General features: G+C 54.3%; 23 protein-coding genes. 11 read left to right on the forward strand and 12 right to left on the reverse strand.

The features are described from left to right. Nucleotides 1-11: 11 nt before the first annotated feature. From HBM95_10425 to HBM95_10435, 3 genes are all read right to left on the reverse strand, one after another. A complete protein-coding gene (locus HBM95_10425; GenBank protein NIH43346.1) occupies nucleotides 12-491 on the reverse strand; it encodes an Rrf2 family transcriptional regulator in 480 nt (159 codons plus the stop codon). A 137-nt stretch (nucleotides 492-628) separates the two neighbouring features. Further along, nucleotides 629-2,017, reverse strand: coding sequence for a HAMP domain-containing histidine kinase (locus HBM95_10430; protein ID NIH43347.1), 1,389 nt, complete (start codon nucleotides 2,015-2,017; stop codon nucleotides 629-631). Beyond that, nucleotides 2,017-2,694 (reverse strand): response regulator, encoded by a 678-nt coding sequence (locus HBM95_10435; protein ID NIH43348.1) that lies wholly within the window; start codon nucleotides 2,692-2,694, stop codon nucleotides 2,017-2,019. The genes HBM95_10430 and HBM95_10435 overlap by 1 nt, the downstream gene beginning before the upstream one ends. Nucleotides 2,695-2,897: 203 nt before the next feature. Here HBM95_10435 and HBM95_10440 point away from each other — a divergent pair, with 203 nt between their 5' ends. Next, nucleotides 2,898-3,731: a MipA/OmpV family protein gene (locus HBM95_10440; protein NIH43349.1), complete on the forward strand. Its 834-nt coding sequence runs from the start codon at nucleotides 2,898-2,900 to the stop codon at nucleotides 3,729-3,731. A 95-nt stretch (nucleotides 3,732-3,826) separates the two neighbouring features. Further along, nucleotides 3,827-4,381: a nucleotidyltransferase family protein gene (locus HBM95_10445; protein ID NIH43350.1), complete on the forward strand. Its 555-nt coding sequence runs from the start codon at nucleotides 3,827-3,829 to the stop codon at nucleotides 4,379-4,381. An 89-nt stretch (nucleotides 4,382-4,470) separates the two neighbouring features. Here the strand turns inward: HBM95_10445 and HBM95_10450 are convergent, their stop codons facing one another. After that, complete coding sequence (locus HBM95_10450) at nucleotides 4,471-5,388, reverse strand: LysR family transcriptional regulator (GenBank protein NIH43351.1); 918 nt, start codon at nucleotides 5,386-5,388, stop codon at nucleotides 4,471-4,473. Nucleotides 5,389-5,491: 103 nt separating this feature from the next. Between HBM95_10450 and HBM95_10455 the strand changes: the two genes are divergently transcribed. Both HBM95_10455 and HBM95_10460 read left to right on the forward strand, forming a co-directional pair. After that, complete coding sequence (locus tag HBM95_10455) at nucleotides 5,492-6,700, forward strand: MFS transporter (protein NIH43352.1); 1,209 nt, start codon at nucleotides 5,492-5,494, stop codon at nucleotides 6,698-6,700. A 134-nt stretch (nucleotides 6,701-6,834) separates the two neighbouring features. Continuing rightward, nucleotides 6,835-8,550, forward strand: a complete 1,716-nt coding sequence (locus tag HBM95_10460; GenBank protein ID NIH43353.1) for a SulP family inorganic anion transporter — start codon at nucleotides 6,835-6,837, stop codon at nucleotides 8,548-8,550. A gap of 39 nt (nucleotides 8,551-8,589) precedes the next feature. Here HBM95_10460 and dmsD read toward each other — a convergent pair whose 3' ends face one another. The 3 genes from dmsD to HBM95_10475 all read right to left on the reverse strand — a co-directional run bounded on the left by dmsD (nucleotide 8,590) and on the right by HBM95_10475 (nucleotide 12,135). After that, nucleotides 8,590-9,204, reverse strand: coding sequence for a Tat proofreading chaperone DmsD (gene dmsD / locus HBM95_10465; GenBank protein ID NIH43354.1), 615 nt, complete (start codon nucleotides 9,202-9,204; stop codon nucleotides 8,590-8,592). A 93-nt stretch (nucleotides 9,205-9,297) separates the two neighbouring features. After that, complete coding sequence (locus HBM95_10470) at nucleotides 9,298-11,736, reverse strand: dimethyl sulfoxide reductase subunit A (protein NIH43355.1); 2,439 nt, start codon at nucleotides 11,734-11,736, stop codon at nucleotides 9,298-9,300. 132 nt (nucleotides 11,737-11,868) lie between these two features. Beyond that, a complete protein-coding gene (locus HBM95_10475; protein ID NIH43356.1) occupies nucleotides 11,869-12,135 on the reverse strand; it encodes a DUF1161 domain-containing protein in 267 nt (88 codons plus the stop codon). A gap of 105 nt (nucleotides 12,136-12,240) precedes the next feature. On the opposite strand from HBM95_10475, the gene HBM95_10480 reads away from it, so the two are divergent. Further along, a complete protein-coding gene (locus HBM95_10480; protein ID NIH43357.1) occupies nucleotides 12,241-12,951 on the forward strand; it encodes a YnfC family lipoprotein in 711 nt (236 codons plus the stop codon). 17 nt (nucleotides 12,952-12,968) lie between these two features. Here HBM95_10480 and speG read toward each other — a convergent pair whose 3' ends face one another. Next, nucleotides 12,969-13,529 carry a spermidine N1-acetyltransferase gene (gene speG / locus HBM95_10485; GenBank protein ID NIH43358.1) on the reverse strand — a complete coding sequence of 187 codons (561 nt, stop codon included), beginning with the start codon at nucleotides 13,527-13,529 and terminating at the stop codon, nucleotides 12,969-12,971. Continuing rightward, entirely contained in the window at nucleotides 13,529-13,867 is a 339-nt protein-coding gene (locus HBM95_10490; GenBank protein ID NIH43359.1) for a DUF1283 family protein, read from the reverse strand. The genes speG and HBM95_10490 overlap by 1 nt, the downstream gene beginning before the upstream one ends. 297 nt (nucleotides 13,868-14,164) lie before the next feature. Between HBM95_10490 and rspA the strand changes: the two genes are divergently transcribed. The 4 genes from rspA (at nucleotide 14,165) to HBM95_10510 (ending at nucleotide 19,536) form a co-directional block, all read left to right on the forward strand. Beyond that, nucleotides 14,165-15,379: a starvation-sensing protein RspA gene (rspA, locus tag HBM95_10495; protein ID NIH43360.1), complete on the forward strand. Its 1,215-nt coding sequence runs from the start codon at nucleotides 14,165-14,167 to the stop codon at nucleotides 15,377-15,379. Between the two features lie 14 nt (nucleotides 15,380-15,393). Next, nucleotides 15,394-16,413, forward strand: coding sequence for a Zn-dependent oxidoreductase (locus HBM95_10500; protein ID NIH43361.1), 1,020 nt, complete (start codon nucleotides 15,394-15,396; stop codon nucleotides 16,411-16,413). Nucleotides 16,414-16,485: 72 nt separating this feature from the next. Next, entirely contained in the window at nucleotides 16,486-17,853 is a 1,368-nt protein-coding gene (locus HBM95_10505; GenBank protein NIH43362.1) for an MHS family MFS transporter, read from the forward strand. Between the two features lie 219 nt (nucleotides 17,854-18,072). After that, nucleotides 18,073-19,536, forward strand: a complete 1,464-nt coding sequence (locus HBM95_10510; GenBank protein NIH43363.1) for a fructuronate reductase — start codon at nucleotides 18,073-18,075, stop codon at nucleotides 19,534-19,536. A gap of 43 nt (nucleotides 19,537-19,579) precedes the next feature. Here the strand turns inward: HBM95_10510 and ydfZ are convergent, their stop codons facing one another. After that, nucleotides 19,580-19,783: a putative selenium delivery protein YdfZ gene (ydfZ, locus tag HBM95_10515; protein NIH43364.1), complete on the reverse strand. Its 204-nt coding sequence runs from the start codon at nucleotides 19,781-19,783 to the stop codon at nucleotides 19,580-19,582. A 288-nt stretch (nucleotides 19,784-20,071) separates the two neighbouring features. Between ydfZ and HBM95_10520 the strand changes: the two genes are divergently transcribed. After that, nucleotides 20,072-20,503 carry a universal stress protein gene (locus HBM95_10520; protein NIH43365.1) on the forward strand — a complete coding sequence of 144 codons (432 nt, stop codon included), beginning with the start codon at nucleotides 20,072-20,074 and terminating at the stop codon, nucleotides 20,501-20,503. A 33-nt stretch (nucleotides 20,504-20,536) separates the two neighbouring features. Here the strand turns inward: HBM95_10520 and HBM95_10525 are convergent, their stop codons facing one another. Continuing rightward, nucleotides 20,537-21,223, reverse strand: coding sequence for a GntR family transcriptional regulator (locus tag HBM95_10525; GenBank protein ID NIH43366.1), 687 nt, complete (start codon nucleotides 21,221-21,223; stop codon nucleotides 20,537-20,539). 91 nt (nucleotides 21,224-21,314) lie between these two features. Beyond that, nucleotides 21,315-22,061 carry a bifunctional NADP-dependent 3-hydroxy acid dehydrogenase/3-hydroxypropionate dehydrogenase YdfG gene (gene ydfG, locus HBM95_10530; protein ID NIH43367.1) on the reverse strand — a complete coding sequence of 249 codons (747 nt, stop codon included), beginning with the start codon at nucleotides 22,059-22,061 and terminating at the stop codon, nucleotides 21,315-21,317. A 142-nt stretch (nucleotides 22,062-22,203) separates the two neighbouring features. Between ydfG and dcp the strand changes: the two genes are divergently transcribed. Then, nucleotides 22,204-24,237: a peptidyl-dipeptidase Dcp gene (gene dcp, locus HBM95_10535; protein NIH43368.1), complete on the forward strand. Its 2,034-nt coding sequence runs from the start codon at nucleotides 22,204-22,206 to the stop codon at nucleotides 24,235-24,237. The last annotated feature ends 157 nt before the right edge of the window (nucleotides 24,238-24,394 follow it).

The raw sequence follows: 24,394 nt of genomic DNA on the forward strand, positions 1-24,394 counted from the left end.
TTTCGCGAAAATTAATGGGCTTTTTTGTACTGGGCAATAAGTTCAGGTAAAGGATCGCACCCGCTGGTATCGGCTTTTTTGACCTCGTCCAGCGCGCTTGCCACGGTGTGGCGCGCTAGTACCGCGAGCGATGCCTGCTCCGCTTCTTCGGAAATCGATTTAAAGTACCAGCAGGCGTTCGCGCTGACCACGCAGCGGGCCGGCACGTCAGGGCGCGACGCCCAGAGTTTTTTATCTTCGGTGACCGAAAGGTAGATATCGCGCAGGGTGATCTCTTCCGGCGGTCGACCAAGATGAATAGAGCCGTTGCGGCCAAGCGTTGAGACGATAATGCCGTCGCGCGTGAGTGGAACCATCAATTTGCGGATAAAGCTCGGATTGGCTTCCAGGCCGTAGGCCAGAATTGCACTTGTCGAACGTTCACCTAGTTGCTCCGCCATCGCTACGCTGAGAACCATCTGCAAAGCTGTCGGGAAGCGGTAATCTAACATTTCTCTTTCCTGGGTAGCGGTGAATCTTGTTCTTTTTGGCACCGCAGAGGTGAATAAGCAATAAACAACAATATAACAAATACGGTAATTTTTTTGAAGCAATCTGCGGCATTTGCGATCGAACACCCTGTTCCGGTTTAGCTAAACGTGCGGTCCGGGAAGTCAACCGTCACCAGGAGGCCACCTTCCGCTGAGGTACTCAGGTTTACGCTGCTGTTATGTTGCAGTGCAACCGCTTTGACGATGGCAAGCCCCAGTCCGCTTCCGCTCTGCATCTGATTGGGATCGCGGAAAAACCGGTCGAAGACGCGCTCGCGCAATTCAACCGGAATGCCCGGCCCCTCATCGGAGACGCGTATTTGGGCTGATTTATCTGCTGAGCGTATCTCTACCTGAATCCGTCCGCCTTCAGGACTGTACTTCACGGCGTTTTCAATAAGATTGTCTATCAGCGACATCAGACGTTCCCGGACGCCAGCGATCCAGATTTCATCCTCAGCGAAGAATTCCAGCTCAATCCTGCGCCCGGACGCCAGCGGCTCCAGCGCAGCCATTCGCTCTTGTATGAGTGACGTCAGCGGCACGGGCTCCATCGCGGTGTCAATGCGCGCTTCACTGTGCATCATCAGCAGCAGCTGGTTGACGAGCCGAGCCGCCCGGCTGTTGCTGCGCACAATCCCTGCAAGCAGCTGCCGCTGGCTCTCGCTGCTCGCCCAGGACTGCAGCGCCTCCACGTTGATGCGCATCGCTGCCAGCGGCGTACGCAGCTCGTGCGCGGCGTCAGCAATGAAAACCCGTTCCCGTTCAGCGCTTTCCCGCACTCTGGCAAGAAAATCGTTTATCGCGTCCACCATTTTGCGAAGCTCCCTGTGCCTGGGGCCGGCTTTTAAGGGAGAGAGATCGTCTGGCCTGCGTAATGAAATTTCATTCACCACCTTGCTCCAGGGACGCATCGCAATGCGGATCGACAGCCACGCGGGAAACAGAAGAAAAGGAATACAGACCAGCAGCGGCATAATGTAATAGCCGCGTGAGTTCAGATAGATAAAGAAGTTCCAGCTACCGGCCGGGGTGAAAAGCGTAACTTCCACGTCGGAACGAGGGGACTTAAGGGTACGGCTGGTCCAGGTACGACCGTCACTCTGAACACGCTGCATTTCCCCCAGCCTGGTGTTCATTACCCCCGTCGGAGCGCCATCCGATGAATAAATGATTGCGTTATTCTTGCGAACGATGAGGTTGATTGATAATGCGGGATCTTCGCCGCCGCCATAGCCTTCCCGCAACGCCTTACTGAACGCTTCCAGCACCTCGTTACGGTCCTGCGGGCGCTCGCCAATATGATCAACAAGAGTAAAAATGGTTTCGTAGGTCTTACTGCCCGTGAGTATCGGAGGGCTACGCAGGTCCTCCAACAATATGAAGGTCAAAAAAATACACCACAGCAGGGTGAGCAGCACCATCTGAGCGATGATAATTCGCCGTACCAGCGTGGGACGCTTCAGGAGGTACCAGACGTTTCGCATTACCCCGTCACCTTCTGAACAGCAACGGTATCAATGACGTACCCGACGCCCCGCACCGTTCGCACATAGCCTTCACCAATTTTCCGCCGCAAATTCCCCATATGGACGTCGAGCGCATTACTGAGATTTTCTTTGTTGCCGAATATCCTTTCTTCCAGAAAACGTCGGGTAATCACCCGGTCAGCGCGCAGCATCAACGTTTCAAGAAGCGCATATTCACTGGCCGTCAATTCAACGTGACGCGCGCTCACCGTCACGCGACGCGTCGGTACATGAAGCGATAAGCCCCGGATCTCTATTGCCTCATTTTCAAAACCGTAGCTGCGTCGGGCAAGAGCCCTGACTCGCGCCAGCAGTTCGGCGAGAACGAAGGGTTTGACAAGATAGTCGTCTGCACCGGCATCCAGCCCGCACAGGCGATCCTGCAGCGTACCTCGCGCCGTTAGGATGATGACGGGGATCCCCTTCAGCTGCTGGCGCAAACGCGTCATCAGGCTCATGCCGTCGCCGTCGGGCAGCCCCAGGTCGAGCAAAACAAGTTCCGGCGCGCAGACGTCAAGCTGATGCAGCGCATCCTCTTTACGGCGAACCCATATGACATCAAATCCTTGATCTGAAAGGGCGATACGCACGCCATTGCCGAGATCCAGGTCGTCTTCGATTAGTAAAATTTTCACATTGATAACTGTAACAACCGTGGATGAAGAACAACTTAAGAAAAAAACGGTAGCAGGAAATCCGTCCGGTTTACAGCACCGGCTCGCGCTTCAGCGTTTCTTCATTTTCGGCTCATAAGAACCTTAGGGTCGGTATTCAAAATGGGCGTCCTGGCGTTTAACCGCTTGCATCGCAACCATTTGAATCCATAAGGGCTTCTTTAATGAGAAACATCGAACTGCGTCATACGTTCCTCCATTCACTTTCGGGCTTCAGACTAAAAAGCATAGTGCCGGGCGTTGTTCTGGCGTTACTGGCCACCCCGGTAATGGCGGCAGAGCAGAAGGACAATGTCTTAACTCTGGGGGGCGGCGCGGACGTCGCGCCACGCTACTCGGGTTCGGATAAAAGCCGCGTCAGCGCGGCTCAGGTGGTGGATTACTCGATGGCGAATGGCTTCTTTATCAGCACCACGCGGGGTATCGGTTACGGCAATAACATCGGTAATTTCGATTACAGTGCAGCCCTGAGCTATCGCGCAGGCCGTAAAGATAAAGACGTCAGCAGCGATTCGATCGCCTCCGGCAGCGACGAGCTGCGTGGAATGGGCGAGATAAAAGGCTCGGCAATCGTTGTGCCCGGGCTGGGGTACAAGGTGACCGATTGGCTTAACCTGCAGCTGCAGGCTGAGGTGCCGGTTTCTGAGAGAGACAACGGAGAGGCGGTGCATTTCGGCATTTCCAGCCCGCTCTATGCCTCCTCAAAAAATGAGGTGACGCTGGCGCTGACCGGCAGTTGGGGATCCGGCAAGTATATGCAGACGTACTATGGCGTCAGTGACGCGCAGTCGAGCGCATCGGGGTTTGCCCGACATGACGCCGGGGCCGGGATTTATGCCTGGTCTATGAATCTTGACTGGGCCCACAAGCTCACCTCGCGCTGGAGCGTGCTTGCCGCTGCGGGGGTTACGCAACTGACGGGGGATGCGGGTGACAGCCCGATCGTACAACGTAAAACGTCCCCCACGGGGAGCTTGAAGGTGACGTACAGTTTTTGATGGCGGTTGCTTATGAGTTTGAGCGCGCAATAGCGACGAATTTTAGCCGCTCCGGTTAAGATGACGGGGCGGTGCTTTTGATGACGGGAATAATAATGGATTATTTAAATTCATTGCAGAGAATATTGTCACTTGATCCTTCACGAATGCAGGTGCTTTACGCGGTTCGTGATTTGCAACTTCCTGATTGCTGGATAGGCGCGGGTTTTGTCAGGGATGCCGTATGGGATCACTTGCATGCCTATTGGAAAAAGTCCTTTTCAGGCGATGTGGATGTGGTCTGGTTCGATCCCGAATGGTGTACGCCAGACGATGAACGTCATCTGGAAGAAAAACTTAAGCAACGGATGCCCGCTTTTGACTGGTCCGTAAAGAATCAAGCCAGGATGCATCTGCGTAATGGTGATAATCCCTATCGCTCAACAGAAAATGCGCTGTTGTACTGGCCCGAAACTGCGACGGCTGTAGGCGTCAGGCTGGGCGCTAACGATGTTATTGAGGTCATTGCACCCTATGGTCTTAATGACCTGTTTGAGCTGAGTTTAAGACCAACGCCTGCGTTTGAGCGGGAAAAATATGACGTCTTCAGGCGGCGCGTTGAAAAGAAGCGGTGGTTAGAACGTTATCCTCAACTGCGGCTTATTAATTGAGCATAGTTAATAACTTAAAGTCTAATCTGTCTATTGGGCGCTTATGCCTGTGAACCTTACAGATGACCTGTTGCACACGATCGGGAGCCTTATGTTACGCAAGATATATTACTCAATTTCTGATGCATGAAATCTATGAGTGCTCGTGTTTTAGCAGGCAAGTAGCGCCGATCTGAATAAAGTGCGAACAATTGCAGTGGAGCAGGGGATTGTTCAAAGTTAAGCTCGATTAGCCGTCCATCGTTGATGTAGGGTTGGCAGGCTTGTTTCGATAGAATGGCAAAACCGACACCTGCTACAGCCGCTCGTCCTGCCATCTCTCCGCTGTTTACCCGGTAATGGCCTTTAACCTTTATCGTCTCGAATCCCCCCTTTTTATTAACAAACTGCCAGGGAGCACCTTTAAGTGCGCTTACGGTTGTAATACAGGGTAATTCTTCAAAATGCTGTATATGAGAAGGGGTGCCATAACGTTGAATGACAGAAGGTGCAGCAACGATGGTACAAGGGATAGTCACCAGATGGCGAGCGATGTAGTCACTGTCATCCATCTGGCCACGGGTGACAATGATCGCTAAATCCAGATCGTCACGAACGGATTCAAAGCCAGACAAATTTGTGACGCAGCTAATTTCCAGATCCGGGTGCTGACAGGCGAAATCGGCAACTATAGATCCCAGCAAGACCGGGCCTATTTCATTAGGAATACAGATACGTAACGGGCCCTTAAGCTGCATTTGCCGCAACGTTAATTCTGTTTCAGTTTGCTCAAGTGCCTCCAGTATTGGCTTCGCTCGGTTATAGAGCAGGTGGCCCGCCTGGGTGAGTTTCATATGGCGGGTACTGCGCTCTATAAGCTGAAGATTGAGTTTGTCTTCTAACTGAGAAATACAACGACTCACATTTGATGTCGGCATTTCCAGCGCCCTGGATGCCCCAACAAAACTCTCTTTTTCAACCACAGCAATGAACACTTTCAGGGTATTAAAATCCAGAGGCGGCCGCATTGATTATCCCATAAATGATAACAATAAGTGCCATTTTTACCATCTAATGAACAGATTTGATAGCGGTTAAACTCGGATATCTTTCATCCACAGGTCGCCTGCTATGCCACTGGTCACAAAAACGTTAAATCATAAAACCCTCATACGAATCGCTGCTGTAATTGCTTTTATCCAGTTCACGAATGCGCTGGAATATATGATGTTCAACCCTATTTTTGCTTTTATGGCGGCTGATTTTGCTGTTCCCGTATCCTTCTCAGGCTACGTTTCTGGCCTGTACACAACAGGTGCCGTTCTGTCGGGCATTATCGCTTTTTACTGGATCGGTCGTTTTAATAAGAAACGCTTTCTCATCGCCAATATGGCTCTCCTGGGGCTGCTGACCTTTTTAACGACATTGACTTCCAGTTTTAGCCTTTTGCTTACATTACGATTCTGTGCAGGATTGTTGGGCGGTACCACAATGGGGGTGGGTATCAGTATATTGATAAACCACGCACCGACTCACTTGCGTGGAAAAATGTTAGCGACGGTGATTGCGTCATTTTCGATAGTAAGCATTGCGGGAATGCCCACAATATTATTTTTATGTACTCATTATGGCTGGCATATCGCTTTGTGGTTCATCAGTACGCTGTGTTTGTTGGCGTTGCCACTGATTGTCACCATCATTCCACAAGATCGCGTTTCTTTCGAGACACCCCATTCGCAGCCTCTCAATGTGGATATTTTACTGTTTGCTTCCGCTAATGCGCTTGTACAGTTTAGCCCAATGCTGGTCGTTCCTGTTCTGGTACCATTACTGTTACAGCAGCCTGGCGCTTCTCAGGACATGTTGTCCTGGCTATTCTTCGGCGGGGGGATGGCAGGGTACCTGTCGACAAAAATGACAGGCGTGTTAACGACACGTTTTTCTGCTGTGGTTCTGGCGACAGCTTCAACTATCGTTTTTATTCTGAGTTTGCTCATACCAATCCTGGGGCTTCCGCATCCGGCGCTATTTATTACTTTATTTCTCGGTGCATCTTATAGTCGTCTGGTTTCATCTTCGGCGGTTACGATTCAGTTTCCTGATAACAGGCAACGCGCAGGATTCATGTCATTACAAACATCAATGATGTATTTGATTACAACGATCGCATTTTTTTTGTCTTCTTTTTTATTACCTGGGTATGACATGACACAACAAAAAATGAACACGTTACTAACGGTTAGCGCCATTTCCGCATTAGGGTTCCCAATCATCGTTATCTTTTTGCAAAAGAAACTGGCTAAACGTAAGAACCAACCCGACCTTCTCGTCATTGATTAGCATAACGTCCGCTTTTGGCTGTGAGTACAACGGGTCGATGCAACGCTATCCTTTATCCGGAGCATTTGAAAGCCAGAACCTCGTAAAGAAGTGTGCCAATATTACGTGGGTGATATCTATATCCGGAGAATAACGTGTTCGGAAGAGTTTTATTAAACTACATGCCAGGGCTACAAAATTTGTTAGCCTACGATAAAAGTTGGCTGAAACAGGATGTTAAAGCCGGGTTATCCGTTGCGGCTGTAGCGCTACCCGTAGCTATTGCTTATGCTGAGCTGGCAGGGGTTGGGGCAATAGTCGGGCTTTATTCGTGCGTTTTACCGATGATAGCGTATGCACTGTTTGGTTCTTCACGTCAGCTTATTGTTGGCCCTGATGCCACAACCTGCGCGGTGATTGCGGCCGTCGTCTTTCCGCTTTCTGCAGGTAATCCCGAACTGCACTGGCAACTGACGATTATCATGACATTGATGATGGGCGGGTGGTGCCTGCTTGCCAGTAAGTTTCGTCTGGGCGCACTTGCCGATCTGCTTTCTCATCCCATTCTTACGGGTTTGCTAAATGGCGTAGCCGTGACGATTATTGTCGGGCAATTAGGCAAGGTTTTAGGGATCAAGCTAGATGAAGCACAGGTTATTGAAAAAATAATAGCCTTGCCAGGCCGATTGTCAGACAGCCATTTATTAACCATAGGGATATCACTTTTAACGTTAATTATTTTAATGGTTATTAAAACGTATCGTAGCCACTGGCCAGCACCGTTGATTGCCATTGTACTGACAACGGTTCTGGTGTGGGGAACAGCTGCGCAACAGTATGGTATTGCCACGATTGGGGGAGATGGCTTCCAGTCTGGCTTACCCGTCGTTAACTGGGGGGAATTCCAGCCTGGTCCGATGCGTGATTTGGTGATCCCGGCGCTGAACCTGGCTTTGGTCAGTTTTGTGAGTCTGATGCTGACCGCCCGCAGTTTTGCCGCGAAAAATGGTTATGAAATCAATGCTGATGCTGAGTTCAGAGCGCTGGGTATTGCGAACATTATGTCTGGGTTATCCCAGGGGTTTGCTATCAGTGGTGCTGATTCCCGGACCGCGGTTAATGATTCAGTGGGTGGGAAAAGTCAGCTGGTTTCCATAGTCGCGGCCTTACTCATCGGTATCGTTGTGGTATTTTTCACCCAGCCATTACAATTTATTCCGGTATCTGCATTAGGTATTGTTCTAATGTATGCCTCGTGGTCATTAATTGATTTACGTGGGCTCTGGAACCTGAGGCGCAGAAATAAACAGGCATTCCGCCTGGCCTTCTTCACTTTTGGCTGTGTTTTAATTATCGGCGTTATCCAGGGGATCGGCCTTGCGGTGTTGCTTGGCCTGTTACAGTTCCTTCGTACAGTGTTTCGTCCCTCTGAGCACTTGTTGGGCACTGACGAAGATGGAATGATTCACTCATTAGGTAATACAACCGATATTAAAATGGTCCCGGGCGTGCTGATGTATCGATTTAACTCACCGTTGACCTATTTTAATGTGGCTTATTTTAAACGTCGGGTATTGAACCTGGTTGATGGTACTGCATTACAACCTAAATGGGTGGTCATTGATGCCGTTGCTTGCTTCACCTATTCAGACATCAGCGTCCTGGCAACCATTAATGAGTTAAAGCGTGACCTGAAGGGGCGAAAGATTACGTTAATCCTGGCGGGCAGAAAAACGGAATTAACGCGCTGGTTTAAAGAGAGTCGGCCAACGATGAATGATGATGACATGATTCTGGCGCCAGACCTCTATCTGGCACTTCGGTTCATTCAGAGTAAAGAGAGTGCGAGTGAATCAGGTGGCGAGGTATAAGTTAAAGGCTTGCCCGCCACCGGCGAGCAAGCCACACCTCTAGCGATACAGCGTCTTTTCCGCAACCGGAATAAGCAGTCCGGATCGCCAGTCCGCCAGCGTCAGCTGCGCAAGCCTGCCCAGCGCGGTATAAAACGGATGCCCGGCGTTATCGACAAACACTGACAGGAAGCGGGTGCTCCACGGCAGGAGGTGCCACGCCAGAAGCTGAGCGCACTCCGCTTCGCGGCCATTCTCGGCCAGCCACGCCGCGAGCATTAGCAACGTGCCAAAGTGATCTTCCGGTTCCTGTTGCTGCATCTCAAACGCGATATTGTTCTCCCGCATCCACTGTCGCAGCGCGAGGGTCGAATCGCCAAACAGCACGGATTCACGGTCCAGCCAGACGGAACCCCACGGCGGAGCGGGCAGGGCATAAGGACCAATAAACAGCCGTTGCCAGGCGTCGGTCAGCGGTTCATCGGAAGATGAGGCAAACGTATCGGCAACGGGCTGCAGCGCTTCCGGCGGCAGGGGCCAGTCCTGAACCCATTCGCCAGCGGTAAGAGCGCTCACCAGCGGCGCGGCCTGCTCGCTGTCGGGAGCGAAATAAAACAGCGCGCCCAGTACCCTGGCGCTGAACGCGAACGATTCACGATGTGAGACGTCTTCCATTAAACTTTCCTTGCTTGCGCGGACGACGCCCGCGCGACTGTGATAACCGATAATACTGACCATTGAATAAACTATGGTCTCGCGTTTCACCTTTTACACCTTCTCAATCCGCACCAGATTGGTGTGCTGCGGGTTGCCTTTTGCCAGCGGAGAAGGTCGATGGGTCGTCAGCGTGTTGATGCATGAGCCGTGGTCGATACGATCGCCACTCATATTGGCATCGTGCCAGGCTCCCTGGCCCATCGCGCTCACGCCGGGCATGATGCGCGGCGTCACTTTTGCTTCAGTTCGCACCTCACCGCGACTATTAAAGACGCGCACCGTATCGCCGTTCTTAATGCCGCGTTTTTCGGCATCGACAGGATTAAGCCAGACCTCCTGGCGGCAGGCCGCTTTCAGCACGTCGACGTTGCCATAGCTCGAGTGGGTTCGGGCTTTAAAGTGGAAACCGAACAGCTGTAGTGGGAACTGCGCGCGCTCGGGCGCATCCCATCCGTCAAAGGTTGATGCGTACACGGGCAGTGGGCTAATGGTCTCGTCTTTTGCCAACTCCCAGGTCGCCGCAATCTTCGCCAGCTTGCTGGAGTAAATTTCAATCTTGCCCGATGGCGTTTTCAGCGGATTGGCTTCCGGGTTCTCGCGGAATTTTTTATAGGCCACAAAGTGTCCGTTCGGATCTTTGCGCTTATAAATGCCCATTTTTTTCAGCTCGTCATAGGACGGTAGTGCGGGATCTTTTGCGAGCATTTTGGCATACAGATACTGCAGCCACTCTTCCTGCGTGCGCCCTTCGGTAAATTTCTGATGAATATCCGGCCCGAGGCGTTTTGCCACTTCGCTCATGATCCAATAGATGGGCTTACGCTCAAACTTCGGTGCAGTCACGGGCTGGAGGAAAATCAGGTAGCCCATGTTGCCTGCATAATCGTTAGGAATGATGTCTTCCTGTTCGACGGTCATCAGGTCCGGCAACACGATATCGGCGTACTTCGCTGACGAGGTCATGAAGTTATCAATGACGACGATCGTTTCGCATTTACTTTCGTCCTGCAGGATCTCGTGAGTTTTATTGATATCGGAGTGCTGGTTAATAATGGTGTTGCCCGCGTAGTTCCAGATGAACTTAATCGGCACGTCCAGCTTATCCTTACCGCGCACCCCGTCGCGCAGGGCAGTCATTTCCGGGCCACGGACGATGGCATCCGTCCAGCTGAAGCAGGATATTTGCGTTTTAACCGGATTTTCCGGCAGCGGCATACGTTCGATAGTGATGGTGTAGCTGGATTCGCGCGCGCCGCTGTTGCCACCGTTGATCCCCACATTACCTGTGAGGATCGGCAGCATCGCGATGGCGCGGGAGGTCAGTTCTCCGTTTGCCTGTCGCTGTGGTCCCCAGCCCTGGCTGATATAGGCCGGTTTTGCAGAGCCAATCTCGCGGGCCAGTTTAATGATGCGATCTACCGGAATGCCGGTGATGTGCGAGGCCCATTCAGGCGTTTTCGCCGTGTTGTCATCCCCCTGGCCGAGAATATACGCTTTATAGTGACCATTCGCGGGGGCGCCTTCCGGCAGCGTTTTTTCGTCATAGCCAACGCAGTATTTGTCCAGGAACGGCTGGTCGACCAGGTTTTCGTCGATCAATACCCAGGCAATACCTGCCACCAGTGCGGCATCAGTACCCGGACGGATCGGGATCCATTCATCTTCGCGTCCGGCTGCCGTATCGGTATAGCGTGGGTCGATAACGATCATGCGCGCGTTGGACCGCTCGCGAGCCTGCTCCAGATAATACGTAATCCCGCCGCCGCTCATGCGCGTTTCCGCCGGATTATTGCCGAACATCACCACCAGTTTGGTGTTTTCAATATCCGAGGTGCTGTTCCCGTCATTGCTGCCGTAGGTATAGGGCATGGCGCAGGCGATTTGCGCCGTGCTGTAGGTGCCGTAGTGGCTCAGAAAACCGCCGTAGCAGTTCATCAGGCGCGCCACCAGCGAAGCGTAAGGAGAGGAACGGGTGATATTGCCGCCGACAATGCCGGAGGAGTAGTTAATATACACCGCTTCGTTGCCGTATTTGTCGACCACGTCTTTCAGGCTGGCAGTGATAGCGTCCAGCGCTTCATCCCAAGTGATGCGCTCAAATTTGCCCTCACCGCGTTTGCCCACGCGTTTCATCGGGTAGTTCAGGCGGTCAGGGTGGTTGATGCGGCGGCGAATAGAGCGCCCGCGCAGGCAGGCTCGGACCTGGTGATTACCATAGATATCCTCACCGGTGTTATCCGTTTCGACCCAGTACACTTCATTGTCGCGGACGTGCAGGCGCAGCGCGCAGCGGCTGCCGCAGTTGACCGAGCAGGCACCCCAGACCACTTTATCTTCCGCAGGCTGGACGGCATTTTGCACCGCAGCGGCTGCGCTTTTTAGACCAAAAGGAAGCGAGATCCCGCCAGCGGCAAGCGCCAGAGAACCTATTGCGGTAGATTTCACGAGAGTTCGGCGGCTAATACCGCCGTGATGATCGACCTCAGACATGGCTCACCCCAGGATTGAGATTACGTATTATTTTTACCCGTGATTACAACCGGGCTAATGATGGGGTGAGTGTTACTTATTTGGAGGTATTAGATCTTAATCCTAATCAAGTCAAAGGGGATTGAGGGTAAATTACTGAGCTTCAGTAGCCCCGCTGCCTGTACGGGTGTACAAAATTTTAAAGGTGTCGTTGGCGCAGTGGCCCACCACCTGCGCGTCCGGCTGGTCAGCTTGATCATTCGGCACAATGCTCAGCGTAAAACCTGACTCCGGCACGCCGTTGTTGATAATCTTCTGCTGAATGTCGCTTTTCACGCGCTCGCAGGAGTCGGGTGCCGCCAGCGCGGCGGTTGAAGCACTCATTAACAGCAGGGCGGTAATCCAGGGTAACCGTTTCATCTGTAGCTCCTTTTCTCTGTGTATAGATTAATTTTAGCATGCTTCGTGTAAACAACTGTATTTGCTAATATGATTGGGAATAATCTCTCTGTATTGGTAAAGAATGTGAAGAAATATGCAGCGATAACGCTCCTGGCAGCCGCTCTCGCAGGGTGTGACAACAACTCCGCGCCGCTGTCGTTTACACCGGAGATGGCGAGTTTTTCAAACGAGTTTGATTTTGACCCTCTGCGCGGCCCGGTCAAAGACTTTACCCAGACGCTGTTCAACGAGAAGGGCGAAGTGTCCAAACGGGTCACCGGTACCGTGTCGGCGGAAGGGTGTTTCGATACGCTGGAACTGCACGACCTGGAGGCTAACACGGGCGTAGCGCTGGTGCTGGATGCCAACTACTACATTGATGCAGAAACCCAGCAGCGTAAGGTGAAGCTGCAGGGCAAATGCCAGCTGGCCGAACTGCCGTCAGCCGGGGTGACGTGGGATACCGACGACAATGGCTTTGTGGTGGCCGCGCACGGCAAAGAGATGGAAGTGAAGTATCGATACGATGCGGATGGCTATCCGCTGGGCAAAACCACTGTCTCCGGGGATCAGAATTTATCGGTGCAGTCGACACCGTCAAAGGATCTGCGCAAAAGAATGGATTACTCGGCCGTGAGCCTGTTAAACGACAAGCCGCTCGGCAACGTGACGCAGAGCTGCGACTACGATCGACACAACAACCCGGTCAGCTGCGATCTCACCATCATTGACGACAGCGTTAAGCCTGCCGTTGAGCGCAAGTACACCATCAAGAATACGATTGAGTACTACTGAGAATAAAACCGCGCAGGTTACTGCGCGGTTGGTTTCAGCAGGCTGGCGCCTGACGGCTTGTGTCCCGCCAGGTGCTGATGCTGGAAGATGCACATGCGGATGGTGTTGCGGTATTCGCCGTTGATAAAGAACTCGTGAATCAGCTCGCCTTCTACCATAAAGCCCAGCTTACGGTAGATATGGATCGCTTTCTCGTTCTCTTTATCCACGATCAGGTAAAGCTTGTAGAGGTTCAGGACGTTAAATCCGTAATCCATCGCCAGCTTCGCCGCCCGTGAGGCCAGGCCTTTCCCCTGGTGCTCAGGCGAAATAATGATCTGGAACTCCGCCCGACGGTGAACGTGGTTGATCTCAACCAGCTCCACAAGCCCCGCTTTTTCACCCTCACACTCCACCACAAAACGACGCTCGCTCTGATCGTGAATGTGCTTATCGTAGAGATCGGACAGCTCGACAAAGGCCTCGTACGGCTCTTCGAACCAGTAGCGCATTACGCTGGCGTTATTGTCGAGCTGGTGGACAAAGCGCAGATCTTCACGCTCCAGCGGCCGGAGTTTTACGTCACAGGGCGCCGACATTATGGGGCAACCGTACGACCAGTGCGGCGATCCAGGCAGCGCAGGGTGTTCGGCTCCCAGTAGGCATTGACGTTCGCACTTTGCTGACACTTATCGCGCGCGTCGAAGGCGACATCTTCTTTGTCCCACTCTTTCTCAGCACGTTTGTTGACCTTCTGACGAAGGCTGCGGGTGTCATTCCATTGTTCTTTGTCCATCGCGGCGTTCTGGCGGCTTTGCGCGCTGTCACCAGACTCGATAACGAGCTTGCTGGTTTCCGCTGTCGCAGAGGCGGCAAAGGCGAACGATGACAGCGCCAGCAGGGCTGTCAGACAAAGGCGTTTGCTTAATGTAGTCATAGCGTTTCCTTTAAAATGGGTGCAGATGAGCAAGTTTCCCCGTTCAGATTCTACACCAAAGAGCAATAACGGCATACCCGCGGCACAGGTATGGAAAAGTAAAGGATATCTTCAGGTATGCTGCCTAAATGAATCGTCACCTGAAGTGAAACAGGCACGAAATGATGGGTTTTAGGGATACGCGGAGCCGACAGTTTTTGTGACCGTTAGCTGATTTTATGATCATTATACTTGTATGGTAGTAGTGCGGATGGGTAAATTTCCGTCATCACAACGAACGATGTAAGGAAAGGAATTATGAAGATTGTCGCGGCTGACGTGTTTGTTACCTGCCCGGGGCGGAACTTTGTCACCCTAAAAATCACCACCGATGAGGGGATTGTGGGCCTCGGTGACGCCACGCTGAACGGGCGTGAGCTCTCCGTTGCCTCCTACCTGAAAGATCATCTCTGCCCGCAGCTGATTGGCCGCGACGCGCACCGTATCGAAGACATCTGGCAGTTTTTCTATAAGGGCGCCTACTGGCGTCGCGGGCCGGTCACTATGTCGGCCATCTCCGCCGTGGATATGGCGCTGTGGGACATCAAAGCCAAAGCGGCCAACATGCCTCTTTACCAGCTGCTGGGCGGCGCATCCCGTGAGGGCGTAATGGTCTACTGCCACACCACCGGGCACACCATTGACGACGTGCTGGAAGATTACGCCCGCCATAAGGAGATGGGCTTTAAGGCCATCCGCGTGCAGTGCGGCGTGCCGGGCATGAAAACCACCTACGGCATGGCCAAAGGGAAGGGGCTGGCCTACGAGCCCGCCACTAAAGGCGACTGGCCGGAAGAGCAGCTCTGGTCCACCGAGAAATACCTCGATTTCACGCCAAAGCTGTTTGACGCGGTACGCAGCAAATTTGGCTTCAATGAACATCTTCTGCACGACATGCACCACCGCCTGACGCCCATCGAAGCGGCGCGCTTCGGCAAGAGCATTGAAGCATTCCGCATGTTCTGGATGGAAGACCCAACGCCCGCGGAAAACCAGGAATGCTTCCGCCTGATCCGCCAGCACACCGTCACGCCAATTGCGGTGGGGGAAGTGTTTAACAGTATCTGGGACTGCAAGCAGCTCATCGAAGAGCAGCTTATCGACTATATCCGCACCACCATCACTCATGCCGGCGGGATCACCGGGATGCGCCGCATCGCGGACTTCGCGTCGCTCTACCAGGTGCGCACCGGCTCGCACGGTCCGTCGGATCTCTCGCCTGTATGCCACGCGGCCGCGCTGCATTTTGACCTGTGGGTGCCAAACTTTGGCGTCCAGGAATATATGGGCTACTCCGAACAGATGCTGGAAGTCTTCCCGCACAGCTGGCGCTTTGATAACGGCTATATGCACCCGGGCGACAAGCCGGGCCTGGGCATCGAGTTTGACGAAAAGCTGGCGGCGAAATACCCCTACGATCCGGCCTATCTGCCGGTGGCCCGTCTTGAAGACGGCACGCTGTGGAACTGGTAAGCGAGGAACGAACGATGAAAAGCGTAGTGATTCAACAGCCGAACGAACTGGTGATTGAAGAACGGCCACGACCGGAGCCCGGCGCAGGCGAAGTCCGCGTCAAAATCATGCTGGCGGGGATCTGCGGTTCGGACAGCCACATCTATCGCGGCCATAATCCGTTTGCGAAGTATCCACGCACGATTGGCCACGAGTTCTTTGGCGTGATTGACGCCGTGGGAGAGGGCGTAGACAGCGCGCGCCTGGGCCAGCGCGTCTCGGTTGACCCGGTGATTAGTTGCGGGCACTGCTATCCGTGCTCCGTCGGAAAACCGAACGTCTGCACCTCGCTGGTGGTGCTGGGCGTACACCGTGACGGCGGTTTCAGTGAATATGCGGTAGTGCCCGCTAAAAATGCCTGGCCTGTTCCGGACGGCATTCCTGATAAGCACGCCGTCATGGTTGAGCCCTTCACCATCGCCGCCAACGTGACAGGGCAGGCTAATCCCACCGAACTGGACATTGCGCTGATCTACGGCGCAGGGCCGATGGGGCTGGTCACCGTGCAGGCGCTGAAGGGGGTCTATAAGGTGAAGGAAGTTATCGTTGTTGACCGCATAGACGAGCGCCTGGCGATGGCCCGGCGCAGCGGCGCGGACTGGGTATTAAATAACAGCGAACAGTCGCTGCAGGCCGCGCTGGACGAAAAAGGCATCAAGCCGACGTTAATCATTGATGCCGCCTGTCACCCGGCGATTTTGCAGGAAGCGATAACCCTGGCCTCTCCGGCGGCGCGCATCGTGCTGATGGGGTTCTCCAGCGAGCCGAGCCAGATAGTCCAGCAGGGCATCACCGGCAAAGAGCTGGCGATCTTCTCTTCGCGCCTGAATGCTAACAAATTCCCGGTCGTCATCGACTGGCTGCAAAAAGGGCTGATCGACCCGGACAAACTGATCACCCATACCTTTGACTATCACCATGTAACAGACGCCATCGAACTGTTTGAAAAAGACCAGCGGCAGTGCTGCAAAGTCTTGCTCACGTTCGGACAATAATCCTATACGCGGTTAAGAGCCTGCGCAGACAGGCTCTGGTGGTACGCATCTTACCTTTTAGAGATAGCCATTATGACGCAAGCACAACCTCAAAGAACCACCTCCGATCTGGTGAAAGCCGCCGTCTCCGGCTGGCTGGGCACCGCCCTGGAGTTTATGGATTTCCAGCTGTACTCGCTGGGCGCCGCACTGGTCTTCCATGAGATCTTCTTCCCGGAACAGTCCGCCGCGATGGCGCTGATCCTCGCGATGGGCACCTACGGCGCTGGCTATATTGCGCGCATCGTCGGGGCCTTTATCTTTGGCAGAATGGGCGACAGCATAGGTCGTAAGAAGGTGCTGTTCATTACCATCACCATGATGGGGATCTGCACCACGCTGATTGGCGTGCTGCCGACCTACGCGCAAATCGGCATTTTTGCACCCGTACTGCTGGTGACGCTGCGTATTATTCAGGGGCTGGGCGCCGGGGCGGAGATCTCCGGGGCCGGGACCATGCTGGCGGAGTATGCGCCAAAGGGGAAGCGCGGCATCATCTCCTCGCTGGTGGCGATGGGTACAAACTGCGGAACGCTGAGCGCCACGGCGATCTGGGCCATTATGTTCTTTGCCCTCGACCGTGAACAGCTGCTCGCCTGGGGCTGGCGCGTGCCGTTCCTCGCCAGCGTCGTGGTGATGATCTTTGCCATCTGGTTGCGGATGAACCTCAAGGAGAGCCCGGTGTTTGAGAAAGTGAACGATGCAGAAACCGTGCAGCCGGACACCTCACTGGGTTCAATGGTGAAAAGTAAATCTTTCTGGCTGGCGACCGGCCTGCGTTTCGGTCAGGCGGGCAACTCGGGGCTGATCCAGACATTCCTCGCGGGTTATCTGGTCCAGACGCTGCTGTTCGATAAAGCGATTCCCACCGATGCGCTAATGATAAGCTCCATTCTCGGGTTTATCTCCATCCCGCTGCTGGGCTGGCTTTCCGATAAAGTAGGGCGCAGGCTGCCGTACATTATCCTCAATATCTCCGCCATTATTCTGGCCTACCCGATGCTGTCGATTATCGTCGATAAAAGCTATGCGCCGGGGACAATCATGCTCTCGATCATCGTTATCCATAATTTCGCCGTGCTGGGGCTGTTTGCGCTGGAAAATATCACCATGGCGGAGATGTTTGGCTCGCGGAATCGCTTTACCCGCATGGCTATCTCTAAAGAAGCGGGCGGGCTGGTAGCGGTGGGCTTTGGTCCGGTTCTGGCGGGGATCTTCTGCAACATGACCGGCTCCTGGTGGCCGATCGTTGCCATGCTGGTGGCCTATTCCGCAATCGGCCTGGTTTCGGCGTTCCTGATGCCGGAAGTACGCGACCGCGATTTAAGCGCGGCGGAAGATGCTGCGGAGGCCGCGCCAAAAGAGAGCGTGGGCTACGGTGCGGTCTCCACGCGGCGCTAGTGGTTTATATCTTGCGTGACTTATCACACAACTTTTTGTTTATGTCACACCACATGAGCAAAAGTTAATATAAATCAAAATCTCAAACGGTAGTATCAGTATGGTTGATGGCAGTTATTTTTTACCCCAACTGCCATTCTAGTTGGTGTAGTCAGCAGACGCTGCCGCTTCAGAAGGAGCGGCAGCGATCCACAGCTTACTAATTAGCGAGTCTTAATCATGGAAAACACCTTATTACAGGCCAACGCGACGCTGCCTCAGTACGATCGCGACAGTCTTAAAGCACGCATTGTACATTTAGGCTTCGGCGCATTTCACCGCGCGCATCAGGCGGTGTATGCCGATATCCTCGCGGCTGAACACAGCAGCGACTGGGGCTACTGTGAGGTTAACCTGATTGGTGGCGAGCAGCAGATTGCCGATCTGAACGCGCAGGATAATCTCTACACCGTGGCGGAAATGTCTGCCGATGCCTGGACCTCCCGCGTGGTTGGCGTAGTCAAAAAGGCATTGCATGCGCAGGTTGACGGGCTGGAGAGCGTGCTGGCCGCGATGTGTGAACCTCAGGTGGCGATTGTTTCGCTGACCATCACCGAGAAGGGGTACTGTCACTCGCCGGCGACGGGGCAACTGATGCTCGATCACCCGTTTATCGTCGCCGACCTGCAAAACCCGCACCAGCCCAAATCCGCGCCGGGGGTAGTGGTGGAAGCGCTGGCGCGTCGCAAAGCGGCGGGTCTGCCTGCGTTTAGCGTGATGTCCTGCGACAACATGCCGGAGAACGGCCACGTGATGCGCAACGTGACCTGCGCATACGCCCGGGCGGTAGACGGCGAGCTGGCGGACTGGATCGAGGCAAACGTCACCTTCCCGTCAACCATGGTGGATCGTATCGTGCCGGCGGTTACTCCCGATACGCTGGATAAAATCGAAAAGCTGACCGGCGTGCGCGATCCGGCGGCGGTGGCCTGTGAACCGTTCCGCCAGTGGGTGATCGAAGATAACTTTGTGGCAGGGCGCCCCGAGTGGGACAAAGCGGGCGCCGAGCTGGTTTCAGACGTGATCCCGTTTGAAGAGATGAAGCTGCGCATGCTCAATGGCAGCCACTCGTTCCTGGCGTACCTGGGCTATCTGGCCGGATACCAGCATATCAACGACTGTATGGAAGATGAGAGCTACCGCGTCGCCGCCCACGCGCTGATGCTCAACGAGCAGGCGCCGACCCTGAAAGTGAAGGGCGTCGATTTAGAACGCTACGCTGACCTGCTGATTGCCCGTTACAGCAACCCGGCCCTGCGTCACCGCACCTGGCAAATTGCGATGGACGGCAGCCAGAAGCTTCCGCAGCGTATGCTGGACTCCGTACGCTGGCACCTGGTGCACCAGACGCCTTTCCCACTCCTGGCGCTGGGTGTGGCAGGGTGGATGCGCTATGTCGGCGGCGTTGACGAGCAGGGTAATGCCATCGACGTGAGCGACCCGCAGCTGGCGGTGATTCAGGCGGCGGTGAAAGGGAGTGCCGAAGGGGAAAACCGGGTTAACGCGCTGCTCGGCATTGAGTCCATTTTTGGGAAAGAGTTGCCGCGAGAAAAAGCCTTCACAGACGCCGTGATGAGCGCATATCTGACGCTGCTGCAGAAGGGGGCAAAGAACACGGTGGCGGAGTGCGTGTCACATCTGTAATTCAACACATGCCGCCGTTCGCGGCGGCATGTTGGCGCACAATTTAGTGCATACCCAGACGAATCAGTTCAATTGGTTCGAACTTACCTTCGCATCCTTCCACTTCCACCGTTTTGCCACGGCGCACCTGCGCGGCATCGAGCCCGTCGCTGTGGATTGCCTTAATCACGCCGGTTTTGCCGGTGCCGCTAATCATGACGCGGCTGCCGGTGGTGATTGCATTGCGGTTACGGTCGTATGTCAACATGGTATTTTCTCCTCTCTAAACTATCCGTTACGGCGCTATTACAGCTTTTGCCGTTCACGGGGCACTATAAATACGCCTGTCTGCCAGCTATGTTTTTGTTTTTGATCAAACTCACACTTTTTTCTTTATTCCGTGGGGTGCTGACGGTTAACAACGCCAATTTACAAAGCAGACCGTTATTTTCATTTGTTTATAGTTTCGAAGAGGAAGCGTTGAGGGTTGGTTTATATTCCCGATGCCATTCTGGGTACAGGAAATAACCCTTCATCGGAATAAGGAGTCAGGCTTATGTATAAGAAGATTTTGATGCCTGTTGACGTGTTTGAAATGGATTTGAGCGACAAAGCGGTTCGCCACGCGGCTAACCTCGCGAAGGCTGAGGGCGCGTCGATTACCCTGGTCAATATTCTGCCAGCCAGCAGCCGGTCTCTGCTGCGAGGATTCAACGCCGATATTAAAAAGTTTGAAGAGTATATGACCGCGGAATCCGCGAAGAAAATGAACGCGTTAAAAAGACTGTTCGATATCTCTGCGGAGAATATTCACTCTCTGGTTCGTTTTGGTAACGTCCGCGATGAAATTATCAGACTGAGCAAAGAGGGGGAATATGACGTGATTGTCATCGGGTCGAAAAATCCGGGCATCACTACCCATCTGCTGGGATCAAATGCGGAATCTATTCTGCGCTACGCCACCATCCCGGTGTTAGTCGTTCGCTAATCACAACGCCGCCCGCGAATGGGGCGGCAAATATCACTCTTCGCTAAACCACTCGCTATTTTCCTGACGAATAAGCTGCACGGATTCGCCGATCTCCTGCAGATGCAGCGTCATCGCTTTTTCCACGCCGTCCGGGTCGCGTTTTTCCAGCGCGCTGAAAATATCGTGATGCTGTCGGAGCAGCATTTCCGGCGGGGAGACGTGATCGAGGCTCATATAGCGCACCCGGTCAATGGTGGCCTTGATGTTCTCGATGGTATCCCAGGCCAGCTGGCAGTCCGCAATTTGCGCCAGCTTCTGGTGAAACTCGTCATCAAGCTGGAAGAAATCGTTGAGCTGCTTACGGTCAATCGCAATGCGCTGCTGATGCAGGTTTTGCTCCAGCAGGTAACACTGGTTGTCATTAATAAGCGTTGCAGCACGGCGCACCACCGCGCATTCAATCGCCTGGCGGACGAAACAGCCGTTGCGCACCTGAGAGAGTGAAATTTTGTTCACGTAGCTGCCGCGCTGCGGGCGGATCTGAATCAGGCCGTTCTCAGCAAGCTTAATAAACGCTTCACGCACCGGCTGGCGGGACACGTCAAAACGCACGGAGACCTCTTTTTCAGAAAGCGGCGTTCCCGGCGGGATCAGGCAATGGACAATATCACGTCGCAAAATGCGATAGATTTGCTGGTTTACGGGCTGGGTGGGATTGAGTTGCGATTCAGCGGCCATGAGTTGTCAGTTCTCAGAGAGTTAGCCTGAACATACTACCATTCTTTTACAACCCGAAACAGACCCGGCCCGCAGGCCGGGAAGGGCATAGTTAGCCACGATGGACGCTAAGTCCGGCAAAACTCTGGCTGACCGGCATCATCTCTACGGTATTGATGTTGACGTGTTTTGGCAGCGTTGCCACCCACCAGACCGTTTCGGTCACATCTTCCGGCGTCAACGCGTTGGCGTTTTCGTAGGTTTTATCCGCTTTCGCGTCATCGCCCTTGAAGCGCACGTTGGAGAATTCGGTGCCGCCCACCAGGCCCGGTTCGATATCGGTGACGCGAATGGCGGTGCCGTGCAGATCGGTACGCAGGTTCAGGCTGAACTGGCGAACAAAGGCTTTGGTTGCGCCGTAGACGTTACCGCCCGCGTAAGGCCAGCTCCCGGCGGTAGAACCGATGTTGATAATGTGGCCGCGGTTGCGCTCCACCATGCCCGGCAGCACCGCGCGGGTCATGTACACCAGCCCTTTGTTGTTGGTGTCGATCATGTTTTCCCAGTCCTCAACGCTGGCTTTGTGGGCAGGCTCCATGCCCAGCGCCAGACCGGCATTGTTGACCAGTACGTCGATGGCGCGCCACTCTGCCGGCAGGTTAGCAATCATCTCTTCAATGGCCGCGCGGTTACGCACGTCCAGCTGTGCGGTCAGGATGCTGTCACCTAATTCGTCCTTCAGCTCCTGCAGGCGCTCCTGACGACGGCCGGTTGCAATAACCTTGTGTCCGTTGGCGACGAAGCGACGCGTGATGCTTTCACCAAAACCAGCCGTTGCCCCGGTAACTAAAATAATCATCTCACTGTTCCTCAACGCTTTTTGTGTTGTACTAACATAGCACGGTCGCAGAGGGTGCGTTAAGGCAACATTTGTATGACGGCGTTGCAGGCGATGGCGGCCTGGCCTACTCTGGGAGGATACCCGTTCTGAGGAGTGAAAGATGACGGCCACGAATCCCTTTTTTGACATCAGCCTGTTGCCCTATCAGGCTCCCCATTTTGATACCATCAAAGACGAGCACTATCGTCCGGCCTTCGATGAAGCGCTTCGTCAGAAGCGGGCGGACATAGACGCGATAGTCTGTCAAACCGCTGCGCCAGACTTCACTAACACCGTGCTGGCGCTTGAGAAAAGCGGCCTCATGCTCGCGCGCGTCAGCAGCGTTTTCTTCGCCATGACCTCCGCGCACACCAATGCGTATCTGCAGGAACTGGAAGAGCAGTTCTCCACCGAACTTGCCGCGCTGGCGAACGACATCTGGCTGAACGACATCCTTTTTGCCCGCGTCGGGAGTGTCTGGCAGGACCGCGCCGCGCTGGACGCCGAATCCCGTCGGCTGGTCGAAGAGACGTATCAGCGCTTTATTCTGGCCGGCGCGCGCCTGAATGAAGCGGAAAAAGCCGAGCTGAAGGCGCTGAATACCGAGGCCGCATCCCTGACCAGCCAGTTTAACCAGCGCCTGCTGGCCGCCAACAACGCGGGCGGGCTGGTGGCGGATTACGCGCACCAGCTTGAAGGCCTCAGCGCAGAAGAGATTGCTGCCGCGGCGCAGGCCGCCGCGGAAAAAGGGCTTAACGACCGCTGGCTGATCCCGCTCCTGAATACGACACAGCAGCCTGCGCTAGCCGCGCTGCGCAATCGCCAGACGCGTGAAAACCTGTTCAACGCCGGCTGGACGCGCACCCAGAAAGGGGATGAAAACGACACCCGCGCATTGATCCTGCGTCTTACGGCGCTGCGCGCGCGCCAGGCCCGTCTGCTCGGCTTTGAAGATTACGCCAGCTGGAGCATCGCCGACCAGATGGCGAAAACTCCAGACGCCGCGCTGGCCTTTATGCGCGGGATTGTGCCCGCGGCGCGTGCCCGTGCAGAGCGCGAGCAGGCCGATATTCAGAAGGTCATTGATGACGAGCAGGGCGGTTTCACCGCGCAGGCCTGGGACTGGGCCTTTTATGCCGAGCGCGTGCGCCAGGCGAAATACGCCCTCGATGAATCGCAGATTCGACCCTATTTTGCGCTCAATACCGTATTGCAGGATGGCGTATTCTGGGCGGCCAGCCAGCTGTTTGGCATCCGCTTTGTGGAACGTTTCGATATTCCGGTTTATCACCCGGACGTCCGGGTCTGGGAAATTTTCGACCACACCGGTGAGGGCATGGCGCTGTTTTACGGCGACTTCTTTGCCCGCGATTCCAAGCAGGGCGGTGCCTGGATGGGGAATTTTATCGAGCAATCCTTCGAGTTTGCTGCCCGTCCGGTGATCTACAACGTCTGCAACTACCAAAAGCCGGGTAACGGCGGCGTCGCGCTTCTCTCCTGGGATGACGTGATAACCCTGTTCCACGAGTTTGGCCATACTCTGCACGGTCTGTTTGCCAGCCAGCGCTTCGCTACGCTGTCCGGTACCAATACGCCGCGTGATTTCGTTGAATTCCCGTCGCAAATCAATGAGCACTGGGCCAGCCATCCTCAGGTGTTTAGCCACTATGCCCGTCACTACGAAACCGGTGAACCCATGCCGGACGCGCTGCGGGAAAGCATGCTCAACGCGACCCATTTCAACAAGGGTTATGACATGACGGAGCTGCTGAGCGCGGCGCTGCTGGACATGAATTGGCACGGCATCAGCGAGGTCGTGTCGAGCGTTGAAGAATTTGAAGCTGCGGCGTTGAAAAAAGAGGGGCTGGATCTGCCCGCCGTACCGCCGCGTTATCGCAGCAGCTACTTTGCCCATATTTTTGGCGGCGGCTACGCTGCGGGGTATTACGCCTACCTGTGGACGCAAATGCTGGCGGACGATGGCTATCAGTGGTTCGTTGAGCAGGGGGGCTTAACCCGCGAGAACGGGCAAACGTTCCGTGAGGCGATTTTGTCTCGTGGCAACAGCGCTGATTTAGCCGAACTGTATCGAAACTGGCGCGGGCACGATCCGAAGATTGAACCGATGCTGGAGAATCGCGGATTGAGCGAATAGCGTCATGTTTGGGTGAAAACAGAACCGGGCCCGAAGCCCGGTTTTTTATCTCCTTTCTCTTCTTCTGCTATTTCAATAAATATCAGTGACATTTTCCAGAATATACGCGGTGCAATTATCTTTATCACGAATAGCGCCTTTTATTAAAATTTTCCGG

The sequence above is a fragment of the Enterobacter asburiae genome (assembly GCA_011754535.1).
Lineage (GTDB): Bacteria > Pseudomonadota > Gammaproteobacteria > Enterobacterales > Enterobacteriaceae > Enterobacter > Enterobacter cloacae_N.